Below are 26,624 nucleotides of genomic sequence, written 5' to 3' on the forward strand. Positions count from 1 at the left end.
TCTGAGGCGGCGGATGCTTCGGGTTCGCCGTTTTGTATTGAGAGAAGGAACACATCATGTTCAACGCCCTGTTCATCATCTGGCGTGAAAGCGTCGAGGCTCTGTTGGTGGTCGGCATTCTGCATACCTGGCTGAAAACCAGCGGCTATGTGGCGCAGGGCGGCCGCTATCTGTGGGGCGGCGTTGCCGCCGGTCTCGGCTTGGCCGGGGCGCTGGCCGGGGTGATGCTGGTGCTGGAGAGTAGCCTGCCGGAGGGGGCGCTGGAGTATTTCCAGGTCGCGATGGTGCTGGTGGCGGCGGTGTTGATCGTGCAGATGGTGTTCTGGATGCGCAAGCACGGACGCAAGCTCAAGAGCGAACTGGAAGGCGAGATGGCGAAGACGGCATCGAGCGCCAACTGGTGGGGCATGTTCGTGGTGGTGATGCTGGCGGTGGCGCGTGAAAGCGCCGAAACAGTGGTCTTCCTGTACGGGTTGGGCAGCGATATCGCCAACACCGGGCTGGCCAGCTTCCTTGGCGTGACGGCAGCCGGTTTCGGACTGGCCTATCTGACTTTCTGGCTGCTGCAGCAGGGCGGCAAGTATCTGTCGTGGCGGCTGTTCTTCCGCGTCACCGAAATCATGCTGTTGATGCTGGCCGGCGCCTTGCTGGTGACCGGCATCGACAAGATGATCGGCATGGGTTGGTTGCAGGCCTGGTCCGGTTCGGTGTGGGATACCTCGGCGCTGCTGGACGATTCCACCCGCTTTGGCGGTACGGTGGCGGCGCTGACCGGCTATCGCGCGCAGCCGGCGGTGGCGATGCTGGTGGCCTACGCGGGCTACTGGTTGGTGGTGCTGGCCGGGCTGAAACGGCTCAAGCGTTGATGCTTCCTGATCGGCAGGCACGATAATTCGAGGCCGGCCGAGTCAGGAGGTTAGCGAGTACTGACTGGCGCACAAGCCAAGAGAGGCGCCACGGCAAGAGACACGATGCGTCGATGCCGATTTCCGAATGGCCGCAGAGCGATCTGCGGCCATTGTCGTTTCATCGTCCGGGAGGGCCGCGGAAATGGGGGTCGAAGCGGCGGTAGTCTTGCTGCGGATTCGGCCGGAACAGCGGGGCGCCCCGTCCGTGCGGGTAGCGCCGTTCCAGGTCGTTGTGCCATCGGGGCGGCACGCGCACCCAGCGTCGGTCATGATCCCAGTAGCCCCAGCCGAAGCTGGCATCGAAGATGATGGGGTAGGGATAGCCGGCGACGAACTGGACCGGCGCGCCATCGATGTACACCGGGTAGGCGTCGACCTCTGCCGTCGTGGCTTGGACCGGGTAGCCGTAAGGGGCGACCACGCAGCCCTGCAGCAGGGCGAGGGTCAGCAGGGGGATGAGGGCCAGCTTCGTTGCCATGTTTCCGTCCTTCGCATTCTGTTGGGGCAACAACGCTGCCCGTTTGCGGGCATGGCTGCCGCTACCCTGTAACTGTAGCCAGTGGGCGCGACAGTTGCACCCGCGATCGACACCCTGAGCGGGCCATCGGGGCCAGAAATGGGGGCGGCCCGTCCTGACGCTGGCAGGCACCGGCACCGTGATGAAACGAAAATGGCTGCCTCTCGAGGTGAGGGCAGCCATTCAGGAACATCCACCGCCACCAGGCTGTTGCGGCCTGTCACGGTTGACGGGCCGGCTCGCGGCCCGGTGCGAGGAAGATCAGCTCTGCAGTTCCGGCAGGTGCTCGAACAGCTTGAGCGCCTGCGGGTTGGCCAGTGCCGTGACGTTGCTGACCGGCTCGCCGTGGATCACGTTCTTGACCGCCAGCTCGACGATCTTGCCGCTGATGGTGCGCGGAATGTCGGCGACCTGGATGATCTTGGCGGGCACGTGGCGCGGGCTGGCGCCGTGCTTGATCTTGTCGCGCAGCCGGTCGACGAGGTCGGCGTCGAGCGTCAGCCCCTCGCGCAGGCGCACGAACAGGATCACGCGCTCATCGTCCTGCCAGCGCTGGCCCACCGCCAGGCTCTCCAGGATGTCCTCGAATGCTTCCACCTGACGGTAGATCTCGGCGGTGCCGATGCGCACCCCGCCGGGGTTGAGCACGGTGTCGGAGCGGCCGTAGATGATCAGGCCGTCGTGCGCGGTCAACTCGGCGTAGTCGCCGTGACACCAGGTGTTGGGGAAGCGCGCGAAGTAGGCCTTGCGGTATTTCTCCCGATCCGGGTCGTGCCAGAAGCCGATCGGCATCGACGGGAAGGGGCGGGTGCAGACCAGCTCGCCTTTCTCGCCGCGCACCGGCTGGCCGCGGTCGTTCCAGATGTCCACCGCCATGCCGAGGCCGCGGCACTGCAGTTCGCCACGGTACACCGGCAGGTTGGCCGAACCGAGCGCGAAGCACGACACGATGTCGGTGCCGCCGGAGATCGACGCCAGGTTGAGGTCCTGCTTGATGTGCAGGTACACCCAGTCGTAGCTTTCCGCCACCAGCGGCGAGCCGGTGGAGAAGATGGCGCGCAGCTGGGAGAGGTCGTACTCGGCGCCGGGCTCCACGCCGAACTTCTTCAGCGCGTCGAGGTACTTGGCCGAGGTGCCGAAATGGCTGCAGCGGTAGGCGCTGACGTAATCCCACAGGACGCGCTGGTTGGCGGCGAACGGCGAGCCGTCGTAGAGCAGCAGCGTGGCGCCGCTGGCGAGCCCGGAGACCAGCCAGTTCCACATCATCCAGCCGCAGGTGGTGAAGTAGAGCAGCACGTCGCCCGGGTGCAGGTCGCCGTGCAGCTGGTGTTCCTTGAGGTGCTGCAGCAGCGTGCCGCCGTGGCCGTGCACGATGCATTTGGGCTTGCCGGTGGTGCCGCTGGAATAGAGGATGAACAGCGGGTGGTTGAACGGGACGCGTTCGAAGCTCACCTCGTTGGCGATGTAGGGTTGGATGAAGTCGTCCAGCGTGACGGCCTTCGGGACGGCAGCGGCGAAGGCTGCGGTCTGGCCGAGGTAGGGCAGCACCACGACCTTTTCCACGCTGGGCAGGCCGTCGGCGATGACCTGCATCTTGCCGCGGATGTCGATGGCCTTGCCGCCGTACCAGTAGCCGTCCGGGCAGAACAGCAGCTTGGGTTCGGTCTGGCCGAAGCGGTCGATCGCGCCGTCGGTGCCGAAGTCGGGCGAACACGATGTCCAGATCGCGCCGAGGCTGGTGGCGGCCAGCATCGCCGCGACGGTTTCCGGCATGTTCGGCACGAAGCCGGCGACGCGGTCGCCGGCGCGCACGCCCATCGCCGACATGGCCTGCTGCAGGCGCGACACCAGGTCGTGCAGTTCCCACCAGGTCAGCTCGCGCTTGACCTTGTCCTCGCCCCAGAACACCAGGGCCAGCGCGTCGTCGCGGCGGCGCAACAGGTTCTCGGCGTAGTTGAGCCGGGCGTCGGGAAAGAAGCGCGCGGCGAGCATGTCGTCGCCGTGAATGAGGGTCGTCTCTCCCTTGCTGCCGATCACGCCGGCGTAGTCCCACAGCAGCGACCAGAAGCGAGCCGGGTCGTCGATGCTGGCCTGCCACAGCGCGTGGTAGTCGTCCAAAGGTTGGCCGAAGGCGGTTTCGGCGAGGCGGGTGAAGGCGGTGAGGTGGCTGCCGGCCAGACGGCTCGGCGAGGGTTGCCAGATCGGGCTCCAGTCTTCCTGCATGGTTTCTCCTCTAGCCCGACGCGCCGGGGGTGCCGGCGGCCGTGGATTGTTATCTTTAAGCAGCAGTGTCAGCGGGGGCGGGCGACAACGCAGACGCTTGCTGTCATTCGGGCAAGGCCAAGGCCTTGCCCACGCGTGAACCGACTTCCCTGCCCAATGCGCCGGAAATGAAACGGGCCGTCGCCACCAGCTGCGGCAGATCGATGCCGGTCTCGTAGCCGAGGCCGTGCAGCAGGTAGACCACGTCCTCGGTGGCCACGTTGCCCGAGGCTCCCCGAGCATACGGGCAGCCGCCCAAACCTGCAACCGAGGAGTCGAATGTGCCGATTCCGACGCCTAGTGCGGCATGAATATTGGCGATGGCCATGCCGTAGGTGTCGTGAAAATGCCCGGCAAGCCGTTCTGTTGGCACAAGCTTGCTGACGGAATCCAGCATCTCCAGCACCGTGTTGGGGGTGCCCACGCCGATGGTGTCGCCCAGCGAAATCTCGTAGCAGCCCATGTCGTACAGCGCCTTGGCCACCATGGCGACTTGCTGCGGCGCGATCCTGCCCTCGTAGGGGCAGCCCACCACGCACGAGACGTAGCCGCGCACGCGAAGGTTAGCCGAAGCGGCGCGTGCCATCACGCTTTCGAAGCGCTGCAGGCTCTCGGCAATGCTGGCGTTGATGTTCTTGCGGCTGAAGCTCTCGCTGGCGGCGCCGAACACGGCGATTTCCCTGACGCCGCAGGCCAGCGCGGCGTCGAGTCCCTGCTCGTTGGGCACCAGCACCGGGTAGTTGACCGGCCCGGACAGGTCGAGCGCCTTGAGCACCTCGGCCGAATCGGCCATCTGCGGCACCCACTTGGGCGACACGAAGGCGCCGGCTTCGATGGTGGTCAGGCCGGCGTCGCGCAGCCGTTTGATCAGTTCCAGCTTGGTCGCCAGCGGGACCGGCTGTTTTTCGTTCTGCAGCCCGTCGCGCGGGCCGACCTCGACGATCTTGACGTGTTTCATGACGACGATATCCAGTAGGGCGCCCGCCGTTGCGGGCACCGGGTCAAGCAAAGGGCGTCAGCGCGGGACGACCGGAAGGTAAATCTCCATCTGGCGCCCCGTCTGGCCGGGGCCGCTGCGGCCGTCGTAGCGTTCGAACGATTCGCTGCCGGCATGCTGCCAGGGTGCCGTGGGCAGCCAGTCCTGGTAGGCGGCCTGCCAGGTGGCGACGATGGCGCGCGAGAAGGCCTCGTCGTTGTCGGCGGGCGGCGTGGTGAACATGGCGTAGCGCGCCGGGGCGATGGCATGGCGGCACGCGCCCTCGGGCAGTTGCGGCGCGCCCTGGCATTCGATGCCGATCAGGTAGTCGAAGGTGCTGCTGGCCGGATCGAAGCCGCGCACGACGCCGTATTCGACGGCGTGCGGCAGGTTGAGCGACGCCAGCAACGGCGTGCGCAAGCTCTGGGCGTAGCGCTGCCAGAACGCCGGGATGTCGCGCAGATTGGCCTGCTCCTGCAGGCTGGTGCGGATGGCGAAGCCGGCCAGGGTGATGCCGGGGTGGTCGACGATCTGGGGTGTCATGTCCATTCTCCGTGAGGGTTGGGTCGATCTTTCATGCTTTTGGCATGGATGATCATGCCCTCACTCCGCCTCGAAATCCACCAGCTCGTCGCCGTCCTTGACCTGTTCGCCGGCGGCGAAGTAGAACGCCAGCACCTTGCCGTCCGCCGGCGCGGTGATGGTGTGCTCCATCTTCATCGCTTCCAGGATCAGTAGCGGTTCGCCCTTGGCGATCGTTTTCCCCGCTTCGGCCAACAGCGCCACCACGCGGCCCGGCATCGGTGCCTTGAGGTGGGTTTCGCCGTGCATGCCGGCTTCCTGATAGGCGTAGGGGTCGACGTAGTCGAGGGCCAGGCGTTCGCCGGCGGCAAACAGCACGCGCTGCAGACCGTGGCGCACCAGGGTGGCGTCGAGCTGCTTGTCGCCCAGCGTCGCCGCGAGGCGGTTCTGCTCGAGGCGGGCGCTGGCCTGGATTGTGTCGCCGCCAATCTCCAGCGCGAAGCCGTCGCCCAGATAGCTCACCATGACCTCATGGCGGGTCTCGCCGTGCTGGAAGGCCACGCGGCGCTTCAGCGTGCCATTCAGGCGCCAACCGGCGAGCACGCCGAAGGCGTGGCGGGCGTCGGCCTGCGTGGCGAGCACCTCGCCCAGCGCCAAGAGCGCCAGTTGTTCGCGGCTCGGCGCCGTCGGGGGCGGCAGCAGGCTGTCGTGGTAGCGGGCGATCAGGCCGGTATCGACGTCGCCGCTGGCAAACGCCGGGTTGGCGACGATGCGGCGCAGGAAACGGATATTGGTGGTGACGCCCGCGACCTGGTACGCCGCCAGCGCGGCGTCGAGCTGTTGCAGCGCGGCCTCGCGCGTTTCGCCCCAGACGATCAGCTTGGCGATCATCGGGTCGTAGAACGGGCTGATGGTATCGCCCTGCAGTACGCCGGTATCGACGCGCACCTGGGCGTTCTCCGCCGGTGGCACCAGGTGTAGCAGGGTGCCGGTGGCGGGCAGGAAGCCCTTGTCCGGATCTTCGGCGTAGATGCGCGCCTCGATGCTGTGGCCGCGGATCGCCAGCTTGTCCTGGCTCAGCGGCAAGGGCTGACCCGAGGCCACCTTCAGCTGCCACGCCACCAGGTCCTGGCCGGTGATCATCTCGGTGACCGGGTGCTCCACCTGCAGGCGGGTGTTCATTTCCATGAAGTAGAACCGGCCTGAGTCCACGTCCATGATGAACTCGACCGTGCCGGCGCCGACGTAGCCCACGGCGCGCGCGGCGGCGACGGCGGCCTCGCCCATGGCCTGGCGGGTTTCCGCAGGCAGGTGCGGGGCAGGGGCTTCTTCCAGCACTTTCTGGTGGCGGCGCTGCACCGAGCAGTCGCGCTCGAACAGGTAGACGCAGTCGCCCAGGCTGTCGGCGAACACCTGGATCTCGACGTGGCGCGGGCGGGTCAGGTATTTCTCCACCAGCACCTTGTCGTCGCCGAAGCTGGCGCGCGCTTCGCGTTGGCAGGAGGCGAGGGCGGCGAGGAAGTCGTCGGATTTCTCGACGATGCGCATGCCCTTGCCGCCACCGCCGGCGCTGGCCTTGATCAGCACCGGGTAGCCGATGGCGTCGGCCTGGCTCTTGAGGAAATCCGGTTCCTGGTTGTCGCCGTGATAGCCCGGCACCAGCGGCACCTGGGCCTTTTCCATCAGCGCCTTGGCGGCGGACTTGCTGCCCATCGCGGCGATGGCGGAGGCCGGCGGGCCGATGAAGGCGATGCCGGCGGCCTCGCAGGCGGCGGCGAAGCCCTCGTTCTCGGACAGGAAGCCGTAGCCGGGGTGGACGCCCTGGGCGCCGCTCTGCTTGGCGATGTCGAGGATCAGCTCGGCCTTGAGGTAGGACTCGGCGGCCGGCGCCGGACCCAGCCGGTAGGCCTCGTCGGCCAGCTTGACGAAGCGGGCGTTTGCGTCGGCGTCGGAATACACCGCCACGGTGCGGATGCCCATGGCGCGTGCGGTCTTGATCACCCTGCAAGCGATCTCACCGCGGTTGGCAATCAGTATCTTGTTGAACATGGTGGGGCGCTTCCCTGTTTCTGTTTTCGCCGTTTCCGGAGGAATGGCCGGGCGGCGGTCGGCAAGGTTGGCCGAAGGCGGTGCGGCAAAGGCGCTGGGCGTCGGGTAGGCGTGCATCTCAGTCCTTCGCCCACGCCGGCGGGCGCTTGTCGAAGAACGACGCCAGTCCTTCACGCGCCTCGGCGCCGACGCGGATGGCGGCGATGCGCTGAGCGGTGTCGTCCAGCAGCACGTCGTCGAGTGGCGAGCCGTCGCGCAGCAGCCCCAACAGGTCCTTGGCGGCGGCCAGGGCCTGCGGTCCGCCCTTGGCGAACTCGGCGGCCACTTCGGCCACGCAGGCATCCAGTTCGTCGGCGGCGACGACTTCGTGCACCAGGCCGATCTTCAGCGCGGTGGCGGCGTCGATGCGCTCGGCGCTGAGGAAGTAGCGCCGCGCCTGGCGCCAGCCGATGGCGTCGGCGACGTAGGGGCCGATGGTGGCCGGGATCAGCCCCAGCCGCACTTCGGTCAGCGCGAACTCGGCGGCGTCGGTGGCGATCGCCACGTCGCACACAGCGGTCAGTCCGGTGCCGCCAGCCATTGCCGCGCCGTGGATGCGCGCGATGACGGGTTTCTTGCTGCGGTAGATGCCCTTCAGCATGGCCGCCAGCCGGTTGGCATCGTCCAGGTTCTGCGCCTCGCTGTAGCCCGCGGCGCGGCGCATCCAGTCGAGGTCGGCCCCGGCGGAGAAGCTCTTGCCGCGCCCGGCCAGCACGATCACGCGCACGCCGGCGTCCTCGTTCAATTCGACGAAGGCCCGCGTCAGCTCGGCGATCAGCACCTCGTTCATGGCGTTGTGCAACTCGGGCCGGTTCATCCACACCGTGGCGAGGTGCCCGGTGCGTTCGATTTCCAGGGTGGTATAGCTCATCGCCGCCTCCTTACATACGGAATACGCCGAAGCGCGTCTTCTCGATCGGTGCCGACAGGGTGGCTTCCAGCGCCAGGCTCAGCACCTCGCGTGTCTGCGCCGGGTCGATTACGCCGTCGTCCCACAGCCGCGCGCTGGCGTAGTAGGGGTGGCCCTGGTGCTCGTACTGCGAGCGGATCGGCGCCTTGAAGGCTTCTTCTTCCTCGGCCGACCAGGCGTCGCCCAACTGGTCGCGTTTGACCTGGGCCAGCACGCCGGCCGCCTGTTCGCCGCCCATCACCGAGATGCGGCTGTTCGGCCACATCCACAGGAAGCGGGGCGAGTAGGCGCGGCCGCACATGCCGTAGTTGCCGGCGCCGAAGCTGCCGCCGATCAGCACGGTGAACTTGGGCACGCTGGCGCAGGCCACCGCCGTCACCAGCTTGGCGCCGTCCTTGGCGATGCCGCCGTTCTCGTACTTCTTGCCCACCATGAAGCCGGTGATGTTCTGCAGGAAGATCAGCGGAATGCCGCGCTGGCAGCACAGCTCGACGAAGTGCGCGCCCTTGAGCGCGGATTCGCTGAACAGGATGCCGTTGTTGGCGATGATGCCGACGCGGTAGCCGTTGAGGCGGGCGAAGCCCGTTACCAGCGTGGTGCCGTAGTTCTGCTTGAATTCGTCGAAGTCGGAGTCGTCCACCAGCCGGGCGATGATCTCGCGCACGTCGAACGGTTTTTTCGCGTCGGCCGGAATCACGCCGTAGATTTCGTCGGCGGCGTAACGCGGCGCTTTCGGCTCGGCGCGGTCGAGTTCGCCCTGTTTCTTCCAGTTGAGGTCGGATACGATGCGGCGCGCGATGGAGAGCGCGTGCGCGTCGTTCTGCGCCAGATGGTCGGCCACCCCGGAGATGCGGGTGTGCACGTCGCCGCCGCCCAGTTCCTCGGCGTCGACCACCTCGCCGGTGGCCGCCTTCACCAGCGGCGGGCCGCCGAGGAAGATGGTGCCTTGTTCCTTGACGATGATGGTCTCGTCGCTCATCGCCGGCACGTAGGCGCCGCCGGCGGTGCACGAGCCCATCACCACGGCGATCTGCGGGATGCCGGCGGCGGAGAGCTGGGCCTGGTTATAGAAGATGCGGCCGAAGTGCTCGCGGTCGGGAAACACCTCGTCCTGCAAGGGCAGGAAGGCGCCGCCGGAGTCCACCAAGTAGAGGCAGGGCAGGCGGTTCTCACGGGCGATCTCCTGGGCACGCAGGTGTTTCTTCACCGTCATCGGGTAGTAGGTGCCGCCCTTCACCGTGGCGTCGTTGGCCACAATCATGCATTCCACCCCGGCCACCCGGCCGATGCCGGCTACCACGCCGGCGCCGGGGGCACCGTCGTGGTACATGCCGAGGGCGGCGAGCTGCGACAGCTCGAGGAAGGGCGCGTCTGGGTCGAGTAGCAGGTCGATGCGCTCGCGCGGCAGCAGCTTGCCGCGCGCCACGTGCTTGGCGCGGGCGGCATCGCCGCCGCCCAGGGCGTTTCGGCCAACCTTTTCCTTGAGGTCGGCCACCAGCGCGCGCATCTTGTCGGCGTTGGTCTGGAACTCCGCTGCGCGCGGCGACAGTTTGGATTCGAGTGTCGGCATGGCTTACCTCGTTTCGGCCATCAGTTCGCGGCCGATCAGCCAGCGGCGGATTTCGCTGGTGCCGGCGCCGATTTCGTACAGCTTGGCGTCGCGCAACAGGCGGCCGGTGGGGTATTCGTTGATGTAGCCGTTGCCGCCCAGGCATTGGATGGCATCGAGCGCCATCTGCGTGGCGTTCTCGGCGGCGTACAGGATCGCCCCGGCGGCGTCCTTGCGCGTCTGGCGTCCGGATTCGCCACGGTCCAGCGCCTGGCCCACGGCGTAGACGTAGGCGCGGCTGGCCGACAACTTGACGTACATGTCGGCAAGCTTGCCCTGCATCAGCTGGAAGTCGCCGATCGCCTGGCCGAACTGCTGACGGTCGTTCAGGTAGGGCACCACCACGTCCATGCATGCCTGCATGATGCCCAGCGGACCGGCGGCCAGCACGGAGCGCTCGAAATCCAGCCCGCTCATCAGCACCTTCACGCCTTCGCCTTCCTTGCCCAGGATGTTCTCCGCCGGGACTTCGCAGTCGTCGAAGAAGATCGGGTAGGTGTTGGAGCCGCGCATGCCGAGCTTGTCGAGCTTGCTACCGTGGCTAAAGCCGGCAAAGCCCTTTTCGACGATGAAGGCGGTGATGCCTTTCGGTCCGGCGTTGACGTCGGTCTTGGCATACACCACCAGGGTGTCGGCGTCGCCACCGTTGGTGATCCACATCTTGCTGCCGTTGAGTACGTAACGGTCGCCCTTCTTGTCGGCGCGCAGCTTCATGCTCACCACGTCGGAGCCGGCGTTGGCTTCGGACATCGCCAGGGCACCGACGTGCTCGCCGGAGATCAGCTTGGGCAGGTAGTGGCGCTTCTGATCTTCGTTGCCGTTCTTGCGGATCTGGTTGACGCACAGGTTGGAGTGGGCGCCGTAGGAGAGGGCGACCGAGGCGCTGGCGCGCGAAATTTCCTCCATCGCGATCATGTGTGCGAGGTACCCCATGTTGCTGCCGCCGTATTCCTCTTCTACGGTGATACCAAGCAGGCCCAGATCGCCGAACTTCTGCCACAGGTCGGCCGGAAACAGGTTGTCGCGGTCGATGTCGGCGGCGCGCGGGGCGATCTCGGCGTCGGCGAAGGCCTTTACCGAGTCACGCAACATTTCATAAGTCTCGCCATGGGCAAAACGCAGGCTGGTGAACATGATCGTTTTCTCCTCTGTCATTCTCGGCGCAAGGGCCATATCGTCGATTTATTTTGGTTTACGTTTACGTAAGCGTCAATATGAAAATGCAAAAAAACCAGCTTGGTGGGGCTCAGATTGCTGACAAACCCGGTCGAGCGCAGTGAGGCCCCCTTGCAGGCCAAGGGCGGACTGCGTGCGAATCTTTAAGATTCGCTCAGCGAAGGATTGGGGATAGATAGAGAGGCTGAGGAATCAAATGCTTAGATGGAGAGGCCCAGCTCTGCCGGGTCCTGTAAACACGTACCAGAGTACTTTGTGAGCAGCCTAACCCCGCTCGGCGGGGCTGGGTTCAGCCGTTGGCGGAGTCGGACTTGGCGGTCATCTCGTCGATCACGGTGCGGCAGTGCGCTTCCAGCGTGTCGATCTCGGCCAACACCGCATCGATGTCGTCGCGTTGTTCTTCCAGCTGCTGGCGGCGCTCGCTCAACAGCCGCAACAGCTTGAGCGACTGGCTCGCCTCATCCTTCGCCAGTTCATACAAGTCGAGGATTTCGCGGATTTCCTGCAGCGACAGCCCGATGCGTTTGCCACGCAGGATCAGCTTGAGACGGGCGCGATCGCGGCGGGTGAATACGCGCTGGCGGCCGGCGCGTTCCGGCTCGATCAGACCCTGCTCTTCGTAGAAGCGGATGGTGCGCAGGGTGACGCCGAAGTCGCGGGCCAGGTCGGAGATGGAGAATAGCTCTTGCTGGGTCATGGTGATTCCTGTCCTTATGTCGCGATTGTAGCGTTTTCTCCACGCTTGCAGGTCGGTCTTGTGATTACGTTTACGTAATAGTAACTTATCGTTCAGAAGAAAAGCACATCAATTACCGCGTTCCGCGACACAGGAGGAGAGAGCATGACCCAAGCCAGTTATGTCCATGGCGCCAGCGAGACCCCGTTGATCGGGCAGACCATCGGCCAGTACTTCGACGCGACCTGCGCCCGCCACGCCGCGCGTGAGGCGCTGGTGGTGCGCCAGCAGTCCGTGCGCTGGAGTTACGCCGAACTCCACGAGCAGGTGGAACGGCTGGCATGCGGTCTGCAGCGGCTCGGGCTGAAGCCGGGCGAGCGCATCGGCATCTGGTCGCAGAACAACGTCGAATGGGTGCTGATGCAGTTCGCCAGCGCCAAGGCCGGGCTGGTGCTGGTCAACATCAACCCGGCCTATCGCCGTTCCGAGCTGGAATACGCCCTCAACAAGGTCGGCTGCCGCGCCCTGGTGTTGTCGCCCAGCTTCAAGAGCAGCGACTACCTGGAAATGATCAACGACCTGGCGCCGGAACTGGCCCACTGCGCCCCCGGCGCACTGCGCGCCGCCGGGCTGCAGACGCTGGAGATGGTGATCCGCATGGGCGACGAGGCCAGCCCCGGCATGCTGAACTTCAACCAGCTGCTGGCCGAACCGACCGAAGCCGAGCGCGCCAATCTGGCCGACACCGGTACGACGCTGCAGTTCGACGACCCCATCAACATCCAGTTCACCTCCGGCACCACCGGCAGCCCCAAGGGCGCCACGCTGAGCCACCACAACATTCTCAACAACGGCTTCTTCGTCGGCGAGGCGATGAAGCTGGTGCCGGGCGACCGCCTCTGCATCCCGGTGCCGCTCTACCACTGTTTCGGCATGGTGCTGGGCAACCTGGCTTGCCTGACGCACGGCGCCTCCATGATCTTCCCGTCCGAGGCGTTCGAGCCGCTGGCGGTGCTGCAGACCGTGGCGGAGGAAAAGTGCACCGGCCTGCACGGCGTGCCGACCATGTTCATCTCCGTGCTCGATCACCCGCGTTTCGGCGAGTTCGACCTCTCCACCCTGCGCACCGGCATCATGGCCGGCAGCCCGTGCCCGATCGAAGTGATGAAGCGCGTGGTCGACACCATGCATATGGGGGAGGTCACCATCGCCTACGGCATGACCGAGACCAGCCCGGTCAGCTTCCAGAGCGCCACCGGCACCCCGGTCGAGCGCAAGGTCTCCACCGTCGGTCTGATCCACCCGCATCTGGAAGTGAAGATCGTCGATGGCGAGGGCCGCATCGTGCCGCGCGGCGAAACCGGCGAACTGCTGACGCGCGGCTACTCGGTGATGCTGGGCTACTGGGACGACGAGCCCAAGACGCGTGAAGCCATCGACCCGGCCGGCTGGATGCACACCGGCGACCTGGCGGTGATCGACGAGGCGGGCTACTGCAACATCGTCGGCCGCGCCAAGGACATGGTGATCCGCGGTGGCGAGAACGTCTACCCACGCGAGATCGAGGAATTTCTCTACCGCCACCCCAAGATCCAGGACGTGCAGGTGATCGGCGTGCCGGATGACCGCTTCGGCGAGGAGTTGTGCGCCTGGATCCGCCTGCGCGACGGCGAAACCGCCAGTGCCGACGAAATCCGCGCCTTCTGCCAGGGGCAGATCGCGCACTACAAGATTCCGCGCTATATCGAATTCGTCGACAGCTTCCCGATGACCATCACCGGCAAGATCCAGAAGTTCATGATGCGGCAACAGATGAAGGAGAAGCTGGGGCTGAGCGAGCACAAGACCGCCTGAGGCGGCCCGCCTGGCATGGCGTGGCGACGGAGGTCTCGGGTCGAGTGGACGGCAGTGCACACGGTGCCGAGCAGTAAGAACCGTTGCGCACAGCAAGGCATGCGGCTTGGTGGTGCTGGCATGGCGTACATGGCCATGCCGGCACCCGCAACCACAGCCGTCACGCCTCGTCCGCCGTTTGTCATGCCTTGACCTGCGCTTACCGTGAAGTGCCCCGCCTTGCGGGGCTTTTCGCTACAATGCCCGGCAAACAACCCGAGGAATCATCATGAGCGACATCGTATTCACCGACGCCGACCTGGCCCGTCTGGAAGAACTGCTGACCCCGCTGTCGCAAAGCGGCAGCACCATGCGTCCGGACGAGGTGCAGGGCTATTTCACGGCACTGGCCAGCGGCCCGGACACGGTCGAGGCCGGCAGCTGGCTCGACGAGGTGCTCGGTGACGCGCCCGAGTTCGAGGATGCCACGACCGAAGCCGAACTCGGCGCGTTGTTGCAGAAGCTGTACGATGCCACCGTAACCGCGCTGGCTGCCGGCGAGGTGCCTGATCTGATCCTGTACGAAGCCGAGGATGCCGAAGAGGCCGACTTCTGGCCGTGGTGCAACGCCTACCTGTACGCGCTCGACAACGTCGATACCGACTGGTTCGAGGCCGCCGATGACGAGGGTTTCGAAGACCTGCTGCTGCCGATCATGGCGCTGGGCGGCATGTTCGAGGACGAGGAAGAGGGCAAGGAGCTGATCACCTTCACCGACGCCGAACTCGACAATTTCAAGGACGAACTGCCCGACGCCGTCCGTGCCGTCTACGCCTACTGGCAGGCCAAGCAACAGGCCCCGAGCACGATGCGCCGCGAGGGCGACAAGGTCGGCCGCAACGACCCCTGCCCGTGCGGCAGCGGCAAGAAGTACAAGGCCTGCCACGGCAAGAACTGAGTGCTTGTAAATAAATCTGCTGGGCACCCCGATCCCGGTCCTGCGATGCTCGCCGTACCACTTGTACGGCTGCGCTTCTCGAACCAGCCTCGGGCCGCTCGCGACGATTTCTTTCACAAGCTCTGAGAACCTGTTCACGATCTGTCGCGAGCAGCCCTCAGCGGGGTGAAGAGCAGCGCAGGAACCGGAATGTACTGGAGTACATGAGGATCATGGCTGAGCGAATCTCCACAGGAGATTCGCACGCACAGAGCAGCACATGAGCCCCGATCAGGGATGCGCAGCAAGATCGTGAACAGGTTCTGAGCGAATTCGATCCGTCACATAACGACCGCCCCGCCGGCTGCACGCTCGTGGGGCGGTTTTCATGTCGGGAGTGATCCATCCTCCCAAGAAAAAAACGGCCCCGAAGGGCCGCCAAAACACACTCCTGCACAGAGTCGAACAAACCGGTTAGCAGGCGAATTGCTCCTCGCCCAAGCTCATCAGCGGCTTGGCGCCGTTCTTGATGGTGGCCTTGAGCGCTTCCACCTCCGGCAGCAGCTTGGCGTAGTAGAAGCGGGCGGTGGTGATCTTGGCCTGGTAGAAATCGTCCTCGCCCTGGCCCAGCTTGGCGTAGGCCACTTCGGCCATGCGCGCCCACATCCAGGCGTAGGTCAGGTGGCCGATCAGGCGCAGATAGTCGGTGGCGGCCGCACCGGCCTCGTCCTTGTCCTTGAACGCAGCCATGCCGACGGCCATGGTGATGTCACCGACTTCCTTCAGCAGCTTGGACAGCGGGCCGACGAACTCCGCCAGCTTGTCGTTGCCCTCGTTGGTTTGGCAGAACTTGTGAATCTGCTTGGTGAACTTGCGCAACTTCTGGCCCTGGTCGAGCAGCACCTTGCGGCCCAGCAGGTCGATCGCCTGGATGCCGTTGGTGCCCTCGTAGATTTGCGAGATGCGGCAGTCGCGCACCAGCTGCTCCATGCCCCATTCGCGGATGAAACCGTGGCCCCCGAACACCTGCATCCCCATGTTGGCGGCGGTGTAGCCGTTGTCGGTCATGAAGGCCTTGGCCACCGGGGTCAGCAGCGCCACCAGGTCGGCCGCATCTTGGCGGGCCGCCGTGTCCGGATGCTTCTCCTCGATATCCAGCTGCAGCGCCAGCAGCGTGGTCAGGGCGCGGCCGGCCTCGGTGTAGGCCTTCTGCGTCAGCAGCATGCGGCGCACGTCCGGGTGCACGATGATCGGGTCGGCCGGCTTGTCCGGGCTGTGCACGCCGTTGAGCGCGCGCATCTGCAGGCGCTCCTTGGCGTACGCCAGCGCGCCCTGGAACGACGCCTCGCCGATCCCCAGCCCCTGCATGCCGCAGCCCAGTCGCGCCGCGTTCATCATGGTGAACATGCAGGAGAGCCCCTTGTTCGGCTCGCCGATCAGCCAACCCTTGGCGCCGTCGAGATTGATCACGGCGGTCGCGTTGCCCTTGATGCCCATCTTGTGCTCCAGCGCGCCGCAGTACACGCTGTTGCGGCTGCCGTCGTCGTGGAACTTGGGCACGATGAACAGCGAGATGCCCTTCACGTCCTTAGGCGCGTCCGGCAGGCGTGCCAGCACCAGGTGGATGATGTTGGCGGACATATCGTGCTCGCCGGCCGAGATGAAGATCTTGGTGCCGGTAATGCTGTAGCTGCCGTCGCCGTTCGGCTCGGCCTTGCTCTTCAACAGGCCCAGGTCGGTGCCGCAATGCGGCTCGGTCAGGCACATGGTGCCGGTCCATTCTCCCGAAACCAGCTTGGGCAGATAGGTAGCCTTCTGTTCCTCGCTGCCGTGGGCATGAATGGCGGAATAAGCGCCATGGGAGAGCCCGGGGTACATCGACCACGCCACGTTGGCCGAACACTGCATTTCCATCACCGGGAACGCCAGCGACTTGGGCATGCCCTGGCCGCCGTAGGCCGGATCGCAGTCGAGTGCCGGGAAACCCAGTTCGCAGTACTGGGCGTAGGCTTCCTTGAAGCCGGCCGGCGTGGTCACGCTATGGGTGGCGGCGTCGAAGTGGCAGCCTTCCTCGTCGCCCGGACGGTTGAGCGGAGCCAGCTCGTTCTCGCAGAACTGGGCGGCGGCTTCGAGGTAAGAGGTATAGATATCCTGCGTGGCTTCTTGGTAGCCGGGCAGGGAGGGGATGACGTCCTGGACCTTGATCAGTTCGTTCAGGACGAAATCGAAATCGCGCAGGGGGGCCTTGTAGGCTGGCATGGTGTTGTCTCCTGGGTAGCTCGGTCCGTAGCCGTGCGGTTCGGGCAATCTTTTTCTGATGGTGTCGCACCGATCAGTAAATCAAACGTATGTTTAAATTATAGGCGAAGCTTTGGCAAGCTTTTTCGCTAACATGGACTGAGGCATGGTTGCTAATTAACGACAGTCCGTCCGCATGAGCCAAATACGCCAACATCTGCGCAAGCTGCTGCCAGATCGCCATGTGCTGTTCCAGAACCGCTACCTGAGATGGCTGGCGCCGTATCTGGACCATCCGGCGTTCTGGTCACTGAACCGGCGCAAGGTGGCCCTGGCCTTTGCCATCGGCCTGTTCTCCGGGCTGATGCCGGGGCCGAGCCAGATGATCACCGCCGCCTTGCTGGCGCTCGTGTTCCGCGTCAATCTGCCGGTCGCCATTGTCACCACGCTCTATAGCAACCCGCTGACGTACCTCCCGCTCTATTACCTGGCGTATACCTACGGCAAGCTGCTGTTGGGGAGGGTCAACCACGATACGATGACAGCGGTACCGGAGGGGTCGATGTCGTCACCCATGGAATGGCTGCAACAGGTGGCAGACTGGATGGCGGGCTTGGGCTTGCCACTGGCGGTCGGCGTGCCCATGCTGGGTCTCACGTTCGGGCTTGCCGGATATCTGTGCGTTCGGGCAGGATGGCGCTGTTATATCGTGATGGCATGGAAGAAACGGAAGGGATGGCGTGGAACTCGTTGAACAAACCTTGAGCACGGAAACGGTTTACCAGGGGGCTTTCTCCAGGTGCGGCGGGACACGGTGCAACTGCCTGACGGCAGCACCGCGTTTCGCGAATACATCCTGCATCCCGGTGCGGTCGCTATCCTGGCGCTGACGCCTGATGGCGAACTGGTCATGGAGCGCCAGTACCGCTATCCCGCCGGCCGGGTCTTCCTCGAAATTCCTGCCGGCAAGATCGATCCGGACGAAGCGCGCGACAGCACGGCGCGCCGGGAATTGCGCGAGGAAACGGGCTATCAGGCCGAGCGTTGGATTTACCTGGGCACGGCGCATCCTTGCATCGGCTACGCCAACGAACAGATCAGCTATTACCTCGCTCAGGACCTGACCCTGCACGAACGGCAGCTGGATCACGGCGAATTTCTCGACGTCGTCACCGTGCCGCTGGCCGACGCCTTGGGCATGGCCCTGACCGGCGAAATTTGCGACAGCAAGTCGATCGTCGGCCTGCACTGGCTGTCCGCCCACCTCGACGGGAGGTTGCCGGGTGCCGCCGTTTGATCCGCACCACGAACGACGTGGCGCACGACGTGTACGCATGGGGTGCAACGCCCGCATCAAGTCACGCAATACCGGCGAAACCCATTATGGCGAATGCATCGACCTGTCGATCGACGGGCTTGCACTGCGCACTTCGTTCGTGCCGCAATTCGGCGAAAGGCTGCTGGTCGTGGTGCGCGCGCCAGCGGTAGGTGGCCTGGCCGGCAAACCGTTCGAGGCCGAGGTGGAAGTGCGCCGCTGTAATGAAATCGAGCGTGGGCGGCTTTACGAAATCGGCGTGCGTATCATCGAGCTGAAGCCCTGACCTGAGGCGGATTTTCTGACATTCGGCTGACATAGATTACAGCGACGCCTCTGGATTCCTGTGCTATACCCAAAAAAACATAATGAACTAGAACCGGTTCTCAAGCAGTCACTCTAATGGTGCAAGGGGGCATGGCGGATGCGCGTACATTCGCCGCCGCCCCCTGCCGAAACGTCAGGAGGCAGAGCCATGTACCCGGATATCTTCAGCCAATACGCTTCACGTTACGACCGGACGCGCGAGGAGGAGTACACCATCCAGGAATACCTGGATATCTGCAAGCGCGAACCCGCCGCCTACGCCACCGCCGCCGAACGCATGTTGATGGCCATCGGCGAGCCTGAACTGATCGACACCCGCCACAATCCGCGGCAATCGCGAATTTTCAGCAACAAGATGGTCAAGATCTACCCGGCCTTCCGCGATTTCTACGGCACGGAAGAGGTGATCGAGCAGGTCGTGGCCTATTTCCGCCATGCGGCCCAAGGGCTTGAAGAGAAGAAACAGATTCTCTATCTGCTGGGCCCGGTTGGGGGCGGTAAATCGTCCATCGCGGAAAAGCTCAAAGAGTTGATGGAACTGGTGCCTTTCTATTGCCTGAAAGGCTCGCCGGTCAACGAGTCCCCGCTCGGCCTGTTCAACTACGACGAAGACGGCTCCATCCTCGAGGAACAGTATGGCATTCCCCGCCGCTACCTGCGTGCCATCCCCAGCCCGTGGGCAGTGAAGCGTCTGCATGAGTTCAACGGCGACATCAGTCAGTTCCGCGTCGTCAAACGCTACCCTTCGGTATTGAAGCAGATTGCCGTGGCCAAGACCGAGCCGGGTGACGAGAACAACCAGGACATCTCGTCGCTGGTCGGCAAGGTGGATATCCGCAAGCTGGAAAAATACGCTCAGGACGATCCGGATGCCTACAGCTATTCCGGTGGCCTGTGCCTGGCCAACCAGGGCTTGCTGGAGTTCGTGGAAATGTTCAAGGCGCCGATCAAGGTGCTGCACCCGTTGTTGACCGCTACTCAGGAAGGCAACTTCAAGGGTACCGAGGGCTTTGGCGCGATCCCGTTCGAGGGCATCATCCTGGCGCACTCCAACGAGTCCGAATGGAAGCAGTTCAAGAACAACAAGAACAACGAGGCCTTCCTCGACCGTATCTATATCGTCAAGGTGCCATACTGCTTGCGTGTATCCGAGGAAATGAAGATCTACGACAAGCTGATCCGCAATTCTTCGCTGGCCAATGCCCCGTGCGCACCGGGAACGCTCAAGATGATGGCGCAGTTTGCCGTGCTGTCCCGGCTGAAAGACCCGGAAAACTCCAGCCTGTTCAGCAAGATGCAGGTCTACGACGGCGAAAACCTGAAGGATACCGATCCTAAGGCCAAATCGTTGCAGGAGTACCGCGACTATGCCGGTGTGGACGAAGGCATGAGTGGGCTTTCCACCCGGTTTGCCTACAAGATCCTGTCCAAGGTATTCAACTTCGATCATTCCGAAGTGGCGGCCAACCCGGTGCACCTGTTGTACGTGCTGGAAAAGCAGGTGGAGCGCGAGCAGTTCCCGCCTGAGGTCGAACAGAAGTACCTCACCTTCATCAAGGAGTTCCTGGCGCCCAAGTACGTCGAGTTCATCGGCAAGGAAATTCAGACGGCCTACCTGGAAAGCTACTCCGAGTACGGGCAAAACATCTTCGACCGCTACGTGACCTTCGCCGACTACTGGATTCAGGACCAGGAATACCGTGACCCTGATACCGGCGAGAGTTTCGACCGGACTTCGCTCAACGCGGAGCTGGAAAAGATCGAGAAGCCGGCGGGCATTTCCAACCCGAAGGATTTCCGCAACGAAATCGTCAACTTCGTGCTGCGAGCACGAGCCAGCAATGGAGGCAAGAACCCGACCTGGACGAGCTACGAGAAGCTGCGTATGGTGATCGAGAAGAAGATGTTCTCCAACACCGAGGAGTTGCTGCCGGTCATCTCCTTCAACGCCAAGGCGAGTGCCGAGGACGCCAAGAAGCATGAGGACTTCGTCAACCGCATGGTCGACAAGGGGTATACCGCCAAGCAGGTGCGCCTGCTGTGCGAATGGTACCTCCGAGTGCGCAAGTCGTCGTAAGCCCGCTTTTCTGGCCGGGGCTCCGGTCCCGGCCAGGCGTCAGCGGCAAGGTACTCGCCTTGTCGAACCGGGATTGCAGAGGTGGCTATGGCTCACATCATTGATCGTCGTCTGAACGGCAAGAACAAGTCCGCGGTAAACCGCGAACGGTTCCTGCGCCGTTTCAAGGCCCAAATCAAGGAAGCCGTCTCCAAGGCCATCAAGGGGCGGAGCATCACCGATATCGACAGCGGTGAGAAGGTTTCCATTCCAGTAAAGGATGTCTCCGAGCCGGTATTCCATCATGGCAAGGGGGGCGTCACCGAGAATGTTCATCCGGGGAACGAGGAATTCATCAAGGGTGATCGCTTCAACCGGCCGCAGGGCGGGGCCGGAGGAGGGGGCGGCAAGGCCAGCCAGGATGGCGAGGGGGAGGATGACTTTGCCTTCGAACTGTCTCGCGAAGAATTCATGAACGTCTTCTTCGAGGATCTGGCACTGCCCAACCTGATCAAGACCCAGCTCATGGGGATTGAGGAAATGAAGTCCGTGCGTGCCGGCTATACCAGCGACGGCACGCCAACCAACATCAGTATCGTCCGTTCGCTGCGCGGTGCCTTGGCGCGTCGTGTGGCACTGTCCGCCCCCACTCTGTCTGAACTCAATGAGGTCGAGGAGGATCTGGATACCCTGCTCGAATCCGATGACGAGCATGACATCGAGGTCCGGGAGAAACGTAAGCGTATCCACATGCTGCGCGAGCGGCTCGCCAGCATTCCCTTCATCGACCCTTTCGATTTGCGCTACAACAACCGCGTCAGGCAGCCGAAACCGACCAGCCAAGCGGTGATGTTCTGCATCATGGACGTATCCGGCTCCATGGACGAAGCCAAGAAGGACATGGCCAAGCGTTTCTTCATCCTGCTCTATCTGTTTTTGCAGCGGAATTACGAGAAGATCGAGGTGGTGTTCATCCGGCATCACACCAGTGCCGTCGAGGTCAACGAGCACGATTTCTTCCATTCGCGCGAATCGGGTGGCACCGTGGTGTCGTCAGCACTCAACCTGATGAAGGAGATCGTCTACAAGCGCTACAACAGCAGTGAGTGGAACATCTATGTGGCGCAAGCGTCGGACGGCGACAATTGGGACAGCGATTCGGCGAATTGCGCCCAAATCCTGAGCGAGTCGCTCCTGCCGTTGTGTCAGTACTACGCGTATGTCGAGATCACCGAAAGCGAGCCGCAAAACCTCTGGTATGAGTACCTCAAGGTCAAGGAACGCTGCAAGCACTTCGCCATGCAGCGCATCCACTCTACGGCGGACATCTACCCGGTGTTCCGGGAAATTTTCAAGCGTCAGCCCGCTACCCGTGCCTGACTAGGCCAAGCCGACTTTGCGGAGGTGCAGCATGACACCCATTTCGACTGGTTCCGAATGGACCTTCGACCTGCTCGACGAGTACGAGCGTGCGATTCGCGAGATCGCCGTCAAGGAGTATGGGCTGGATGTGTATCCGGTTCAGCTAGAAGTCATTTCCGCCGAACAAATGATGGATGCCTACTCATCAGTCGGCATGCCGGTGAATTACCATCACTGGTCTTTCGGCAAGCATTTCGTTTCCACCGAAAAGAGCTACAAGCGCGGCCACATGGGGCTGGCCTACGAAATCGTGATCAATTCCAACCCCTGCATCGCCTATCTCATGGAGGAGAACTCCATGACCATGCAGGCACTGGTGATTGCGCATGCTGCCTTCGGCCACAATTCGTTCTTCAAGGGCAACTACCTGTTCCGCACCTGGACCGATGCCTCGGCCATTGTCGACTACCTGGTGTTCGCCAAGAGCTACATCGCACGTTGCGAGGAGCGCTACGGCATCGACGCCGTGGAGGAGTTGCTCGATTCCTGCCATGCCCTGATGAATTATGGTGTGGATCGCTACAAGCGGCCGCAAAAGCTGTCGCTGGCTAAAGAACAAGCCCGGCAGGAGGAGCGTGAGCAGTACCTGCAGATGCAGGTCAACGATCTGTGGCGCACCATCCCGCGGCCGGCCAAGAGCGGTGGCGAGCATGAACCGGTGCGCTTCCCGTCCGAACCGCAGGAGAACCTGCTGTATTTCATCGAGAAGTCGGCTCCGCTTCTCGAGCCGTGGCAACGCGAAATCGTACGCATCGTACGCAAGGTAGCCCAGTATTTCTATCCGCAGCGCCAGACTCAGGTGATGAACGAAGGCTGGGCCACGTTCTGGCACTACACCATCATGAATCGTCTGTTTGCCAAGGGTCTGGTCACCGATGGCGCCATGATGGAATTCCTGCAGTCGCATACCAACGTTGTCTATCAGCCTCCTGTCACGGCGCGCTGGTATAACGGCATCAATCCATATGCTTTGGGTTTTGCCATGTATCAGGACATCAAGCGTATTTGTGAGGAGCCAACTGAAGAAGATCGACTGTGGTTCCCCGATATCGCCGGCAGCAACTGGCAGCAGACGCTCGATTTCGCCATGAAGAACTTCAAGGACGAAAGCTTCGTCTCGCAATACCTGTCACCCAAGCTGATCCGCGATTTCCGCTTCTTCTCCATTCGTGACGATGACCGCGACAGCACCTTGCTGGTGTCGGCTATTCACGACGACGAGGGCTATCGTGACGTGAGGCAGAAGTTGTCCGAGCAGTATAACCTGGGATCACGTGAACCTAATATACAGGTATGGTCGGTCAACGTACGCGGTGACCGTGGCCTGACGCTACGGCACACGATGCATCGTCGTCGGCCGCTGGAGGCCGGAAGCGCTCACGAGGTGCTGAAGCATGTTGCGCGTCTGTGGGGGTTCGATGTTCGGCTGGAGAGCGTCAACGAAGCCGGGGAGGTGGAGCAGACCTTTGAGGTGAAGCATCTGCCCGAACAGTTGTCATTGCAGTCGGCTTGACCCGGCGGGGCAGATTGGATGGTGGCGAGGTACGTCCAGGGAATGAAGGTTGGCCGAACAGTATGGAGCCGTGTCCTTGGCGCGGGCGACCGAGGTAGGTGGTCAGGCCCGGTGTGAAGCGATGAAGTGGTGATTCGCCGTTATAAAGAAGAGGAGGGGCAGGCCCCTCCTCTTTATTTGTGTCAGCGCAGGCCCAAGACGTCTTGCATGTCGAACAGGCCGGTCGGCTGGGCGGACAGCCATTTGGCTGCACGCACGGCGCCGTTGGCGAAGGTGGCACGGCTGGATGCCTTGTGGGTGATCTCCACGCGTTCGCCATTGGTGGCAAACAAGGCGGTGTGGTCACCGACTACATCGCCGGCACGCACCGTGGCAAAGCCAATGGTCTTGGCATCGCGTTCGCCGGTGACGCCTTCGCGGCCGTAGACGGCACATTCTTTCAGGTCGCGGCCAAGCGCGTTGGCAATCACTTCACCCATGCGCAACGCCGTTCCGGATGGAGCATCCACCTTGTGGCGGTGGTGGGCTTCGATGATTTCGATATCGTAGTCCTCTGCCAGAACTCGCGAAGCGATGTCGAGCAGTTTGAACGTCAGGTTTACGCCAACACTGAAGTTCGGTGCGAACACGATGCCGATCTTTTCCGAGGCCTGGCGGATGGCTTCCTTACCGGCTTCATCGAAGCCGGTGGTGCCGATGATCAGCTTCACGTTGTGCGCGACACAGCTGGCCATGTAGTGGAGTGTGCCTTCCGGTCGGGTGAAGTCGATGACGACGTCTGCACCTTGCAGCGCGGCATCGAAGTCGGTGGTGACTTTGATGCCGGTGGCCTGGCCGAGGAACAGGCCGGCATCCTGGCCGATGAAATCGGAACCCGGCCGCTCCACGGCGGCGTGCAGCTGCAAGCCCTCGGTCGCCAGTACCGATTCGATCAGCGTACGCCCCATGCGGCCGCTGGCGCCTACGATCACTACATTCATCATGGTTATTGTGCCTTCGATTGCTGAGCGGGGGCCGAGGCATCGGCAGGGAGAATGGCGCGTTCAGCCGGCAGGGCTTCGCCCTCCACGCGCGTCATGGCGTCGCCGTCGAAGAACACCGTCAGCAGCTTGTCTTCTGCCGGTTTGCCCGCTCGTACCAGGCGATATTTGTAATCCCAGCGATTGCTATGGAAGGCATCGGTCAGGAGCGGTGTGCCCAGCAGGAAGCGGACCTGGCTGCGGGTCATGCCGGGCTTGAGTTTGGCGACGGCATCCTGTGTGACGTAATTCCCTTGAGGGATGTCCATTTGGTAAGGGGTGAACCAGCTCATCGGGTTCAGAGAACTGCAGCCGGACAGGACGATGGCGGCGGCAATAATCAGGACGCGCATGTGACTCCGCTCAGGTAGAATTTATGGGATGGTAATTAGGCAAAGCCGCGAAAAGGCTTTATCATGGTTTTTGGACCACCTACATTTATATCATGATGAGTAAAGCCAGTCACCTTAAAGATATTGGTCTGAAAGCGACCGGTCCCCGCCTGAAAATTCTGGATTTGTTCGAAACCAGCGAGTCGCGCCACCTGTCGGCAGAAGACGTTTACCGCCGCCTCATCGCCGAGAATATCGATGTTGGCCTCGCCACCATCTATCGCGTCCTGACCCAGTTCGAACAGGCCGGTATTCTGGTGCGCCACCATTTCGAAACCGGCAAGGCGGTGTACGAATTGAACGAGGGCGGCCATCATGACCACATGGTGTGCGTCAAATGCGGCAAGGTCGTGGAATTCTTCGATCCCGAAATCGAGGCGCTGCAGGATCGTATTGCGGAGCAGCACGGCTTCCACATCGTCGATCATGCCCTCTACATGTATGGCGAATGCCCTGAGTGCGCCGGCACTAAAAACCCTGATTGACCCATGGTCCCCTGGCTCAACCGTGAGCTGGCTTTCCCCAGCGTCGAGAATGCCCTGATCGAGCCGGATGGTTTGCTGGCTGCGGGAGGGGATCTTTCGCCCGCGCGGCTGGTGCTGGGGTATAGCCAGGGAATCTTCCCCTGGTTTTCACCGGGGGAACCGATTCTCTGGTGGTCTCCTTCCGAGCGCATGGTGCTGTTTCCGGCCGAGTTGCGCATCACCCGGTCCCTGGCCAAAACACTGCGCAACCACCCTTATGAAATCCGGGTCGACACCGCCTTTCGCGAGGTCATGAAAGCCTGTGCGGCACCGCGTGATGGGCAGCCCGGCACCTGGATCGGCCCGGGAATGGTCGATGCCTACTGTCACCTGCATGAGCTGGGGCTGGCCCATTCCTTCGAAACCTGGCAGCAAGGGGTGCTGGTGGGCGGTTTGTATGGTGTGGCGCTGGGGCGGATGTTTTATGGCGAGTCGATGTTCTCCCGCGTCAGCAATGCCTCCAAGCTGGCTTTTGTGCATATGTCCCGGCACCTGCAGAGCTGCGGTTTCGCCATGATCGACTGCCAGATGTACACCCCGCATCTGGCCAGCCTAGGAGCCCGGCGTATACCGCGGTACGAGTTTCTTGCTACGCTGAAAGAACTGGTGGGGCTTTCCGCCCCTGAAGGCATGTGGTCATACAGGTATAGCAATGAGTCACCGTGATGCCGGCCCGTTGATGGCCATCCATTTCTACGCCACGGCGCCGTATCCGTGTAGTTACATCCCCGATCTGCAGGCTCGCTCGCAGGTGGCGATACCGGCGGAAGCCATCGATAGCGCCGTCTACAGCCAACTGGTGCGGCTGGGGTTCCGGCGCAGCGGGCATTACACCTACCGGCCTTATTGCGATGGCTGCAAGGCCTGCCAGCCTGTACGTATCCCTGTGGCAGCTTTTACCTCCAACCGGACCCAGCGGCGTGCCTGGAAAAGACACGACAGTTTGGCCGTGGAGCTGCTGCCGCTGCTGTACCGGGAGGAGCATTACGACTTGTACCGGCGTTATCAGGCGGCACGCCATGCCGGCGGCGGCATGTCCGAGGACGATTCGAGCCAGTACGCCGAGTTCATCCTGAAAAGCAATGTGGAGAGTTTCCTTGCCGAGTTCCGCCAGGACGGGGTATTGAAAATGGTGAGTCTGATCGACCGGCTGAGCGACGGCCTGTCGGCGGTGTATACCTTCTACGAGCCGGACGATGTACGTGCCAGCTATGGGGTCTACAACGTGTTGTGGCAGGTGCAGTTGGCAAGCCGGCTGGGGTTGCCTTACGTCTACCTGGGGTACTGGATCGAGGGGTGCCGCAAGATGGATTACAAGTCGGCATATCGTCCTTTGGAAAGGCTGCGGGACGGGCGTTGGGAGCCATTCTGCTGAGAGGGAAGCGAAGAAAAGGGGCCAGTCTG

General features: G+C 63.0%; 24 protein-coding genes. 12 read left to right on the forward strand and 12 right to left on the reverse strand.

All coding sequences use genetic code 11. The features are described from left to right. Window positions 1-56: 56 nt before the first annotated feature. A complete protein-coding gene (locus tag ABKF58_RS11180; RefSeq protein ID WP_014087931.1) occupies window positions 57-866 on the forward strand; it encodes an FTR1 family iron permease in 810 nt (269 codons plus the stop codon). 160 nt (window positions 867-1,026) lie between these two features. On the opposite strand, the gene ABKF58_RS11185 is transcribed toward ABKF58_RS11180, so the two are convergent. The 9 genes from ABKF58_RS11185 to ABKF58_RS11225 all read right to left on the reverse strand — a co-directional run bounded on the left by ABKF58_RS11185 (window position 1,027) and on the right by ABKF58_RS11225 (window position 11,665). Next, the gene (locus tag ABKF58_RS11185; protein WP_008954340.1) at window positions 1,027-1,386 is read right to left on the reverse strand and encodes a hypothetical protein; all 360 of its coding nucleotides are present in this window, start codon (window positions 1,384-1,386) and stop codon (window positions 1,027-1,029) included. A 300-nt stretch (window positions 1,387-1,686) separates the two neighbouring features. Further along, on the reverse strand, window positions 1,687-3,648 hold the full coding sequence (locus ABKF58_RS11190; RefSeq protein WP_482580714.1) for an acetoacetate--CoA ligase: 1,962 nt from the start codon (window positions 3,646-3,648) through the stop codon (window positions 1,687-1,689). A gap of 103 nt (window positions 3,649-3,751) precedes the next feature. Next, window positions 3,752-4,645: a hydroxymethylglutaryl-CoA lyase gene (locus tag ABKF58_RS11195; protein ID WP_482580715.1), complete on the reverse strand. Its 894-nt coding sequence runs from the start codon at window positions 4,643-4,645 to the stop codon at window positions 3,752-3,754. A 57-nt stretch (window positions 4,646-4,702) separates the two neighbouring features. Further along, window positions 4,703-5,206, reverse strand: a complete 504-nt coding sequence (locus tag ABKF58_RS11200; protein WP_482580716.1) for a GyrI-like domain-containing protein — start codon at window positions 5,204-5,206, stop codon at window positions 4,703-4,705. Window positions 5,207-5,266: 60 nt separating this feature from the next. Then, complete coding sequence (locus tag ABKF58_RS11205; protein ID WP_482580717.1) at window positions 5,267-7,351, reverse strand: acetyl-CoA carboxylase biotin carboxylase subunit; 2,085 nt, start codon at window positions 7,349-7,351, stop codon at window positions 5,267-5,269. Between the two features lies 1 nt (window position 7,352). Then, complete coding sequence (locus ABKF58_RS11210) at window positions 7,353-8,144, reverse strand: enoyl-CoA hydratase/isomerase family protein (protein WP_482580718.1); 792 nt, start codon at window positions 8,142-8,144, stop codon at window positions 7,353-7,355. 10 nt (window positions 8,145-8,154) lie between these two features. Further along, window positions 8,155-9,753, reverse strand: coding sequence for a carboxyl transferase domain-containing protein (locus ABKF58_RS11215; protein ID WP_482580719.1), 1,599 nt, complete (start codon window positions 9,751-9,753; stop codon window positions 8,155-8,157). Window positions 9,754-9,756: 3 nt separating this feature from the next. Continuing rightward, entirely contained in the window at window positions 9,757-10,926 is a 1,170-nt protein-coding gene (locus tag ABKF58_RS11220; protein WP_482580720.1) for an isovaleryl-CoA dehydrogenase, read from the reverse strand. 331 nt (window positions 10,927-11,257) lie between these two features. Next, window positions 11,258-11,665, reverse strand: a complete 408-nt coding sequence (locus ABKF58_RS11225) for a MerR family transcriptional regulator (protein ID WP_008954348.1) — start codon at window positions 11,663-11,665, stop codon at window positions 11,258-11,260. A 144-nt stretch (window positions 11,666-11,809) separates the two neighbouring features. On the opposite strand from ABKF58_RS11225, the gene ABKF58_RS11230 reads away from it, so the two are divergent. Together ABKF58_RS11230 and ABKF58_RS11235 are read left to right on the forward strand one after the other, a co-directional pair. After that, on the forward strand, window positions 11,810-13,498 hold the full coding sequence (locus tag ABKF58_RS11230; protein ID WP_482580721.1) for an AMP-binding protein: 1,689 nt from the start codon (window positions 11,810-11,812) through the stop codon (window positions 13,496-13,498). A 268-nt stretch (window positions 13,499-13,766) separates the two neighbouring features. Beyond that, window positions 13,767-14,435: a YecA family protein gene (locus tag ABKF58_RS11235; RefSeq protein ID WP_014087920.1), complete on the forward strand. Its 669-nt coding sequence runs from the start codon at window positions 13,767-13,769 to the stop codon at window positions 14,433-14,435. Between the two features lie 453 nt (window positions 14,436-14,888). Here the strand turns inward: ABKF58_RS11235 and ABKF58_RS11240 are convergent, their stop codons facing one another. Beyond that, a complete protein-coding gene (locus tag ABKF58_RS11240) occupies window positions 14,889-16,673 on the reverse strand; it encodes an acyl-CoA dehydrogenase C-terminal domain-containing protein (protein WP_482580722.1) in 1,785 nt (594 codons plus the stop codon). Window positions 16,674-16,848: 175 nt separating this feature from the next. On the opposite strand from ABKF58_RS11240, the gene ABKF58_RS11245 reads away from it, so the two are divergent. The 6 genes from ABKF58_RS11245 to ABKF58_RS11270 all read left to right on the forward strand — a co-directional run bounded on the left by ABKF58_RS11245 (window position 16,849) and on the right by ABKF58_RS11270 (window position 23,285). Then, the gene (locus ABKF58_RS11245) at window positions 16,849-17,406 is read left to right on the forward strand and encodes a DUF2062 domain-containing protein (RefSeq protein WP_482580723.1); all 558 of its coding nucleotides are present in this window, start codon (window positions 16,849-16,851) and stop codon (window positions 17,404-17,406) included. A gap of 60 nt (window positions 17,407-17,466) precedes the next feature. After that, window positions 17,467-17,949, forward strand: coding sequence for an NUDIX domain-containing protein (locus tag ABKF58_RS11250; protein ID WP_482580724.1), 483 nt, complete (start codon window positions 17,467-17,469; stop codon window positions 17,947-17,949). Next, a complete protein-coding gene (locus ABKF58_RS11255; protein WP_081455953.1) occupies window positions 17,936-18,253 on the forward strand; it encodes a PilZ domain-containing protein in 318 nt (105 codons plus the stop codon). The genes ABKF58_RS11250 and ABKF58_RS11255 overlap by 14 nt, the downstream gene beginning before the upstream one ends. Before the next feature lie 189 nt (window positions 18,254-18,442). Next, complete coding sequence (locus ABKF58_RS11260) at window positions 18,443-20,371, forward strand: PrkA family serine protein kinase (protein WP_008954355.1); 1,929 nt, start codon at window positions 18,443-18,445, stop codon at window positions 20,369-20,371. Window positions 20,372-20,458: 87 nt separating this feature from the next. Then, on the forward strand, window positions 20,459-21,730 hold the full coding sequence (locus ABKF58_RS11265; RefSeq protein ID WP_482580725.1) for a YeaH/YhbH family protein: 1,272 nt from the start codon (window positions 20,459-20,461) through the stop codon (window positions 21,728-21,730). Between the two features lie 31 nt (window positions 21,731-21,761). After that, window positions 21,762-23,285, forward strand: a complete 1,524-nt coding sequence (locus tag ABKF58_RS11270) for a SpoVR family protein (RefSeq protein WP_014087915.1) — start codon at window positions 21,762-21,764, stop codon at window positions 23,283-23,285. Between the two features lie 182 nt (window positions 23,286-23,467). Here the strand turns inward: ABKF58_RS11270 and dapB are convergent, their stop codons facing one another. Together dapB and ABKF58_RS11280 are read right to left on the reverse strand one after the other, a co-directional pair. Further along, window positions 23,468-24,268 (reverse strand): 4-hydroxy-tetrahydrodipicolinate reductase, encoded by an 801-nt coding sequence (gene dapB / locus ABKF58_RS11275; RefSeq protein WP_482580726.1) that lies wholly within the window; start codon window positions 24,266-24,268, stop codon window positions 23,468-23,470. A gap of 2 nt (window positions 24,269-24,270) precedes the next feature. Then, on the reverse strand, window positions 24,271-24,657 hold the full coding sequence (locus ABKF58_RS11280; RefSeq protein ID WP_008954359.1) for an outer membrane protein assembly factor BamE: 387 nt from the start codon (window positions 24,655-24,657) through the stop codon (window positions 24,271-24,273). A gap of 95 nt (window positions 24,658-24,752) precedes the next feature. Here ABKF58_RS11280 and fur point away from each other — a divergent pair, with 95 nt between their 5' ends. From fur to ABKF58_RS11295, 3 genes are read left to right on the forward strand one after another with little or no spacing between them, the layout of a single operon-like run. Next, entirely contained in the window at window positions 24,753-25,181 is a 429-nt protein-coding gene (gene fur / locus ABKF58_RS11285; protein ID WP_482584365.1) for a ferric iron uptake transcriptional regulator, read from the forward strand. A gap of 3 nt (window positions 25,182-25,184) precedes the next feature. After that, entirely contained in the window at window positions 25,185-25,886 is a 702-nt protein-coding gene (gene aat, locus ABKF58_RS11290; protein WP_482580727.1) for a leucyl/phenylalanyl-tRNA--protein transferase, read from the forward strand. After that, window positions 25,873-26,595, forward strand: a complete 723-nt coding sequence (locus tag ABKF58_RS11295) for an arginyltransferase (RefSeq protein WP_008954362.1) — start codon at window positions 25,873-25,875, stop codon at window positions 26,593-26,595. The genes aat and ABKF58_RS11295 overlap by 14 nt, the downstream gene beginning before the upstream one ends. The last annotated feature ends 29 nt before the right edge of the window (window positions 26,596-26,624 follow it).

This window comes from Pseudogulbenkiania sp. AW2-16, assembly GCF_056824575.1.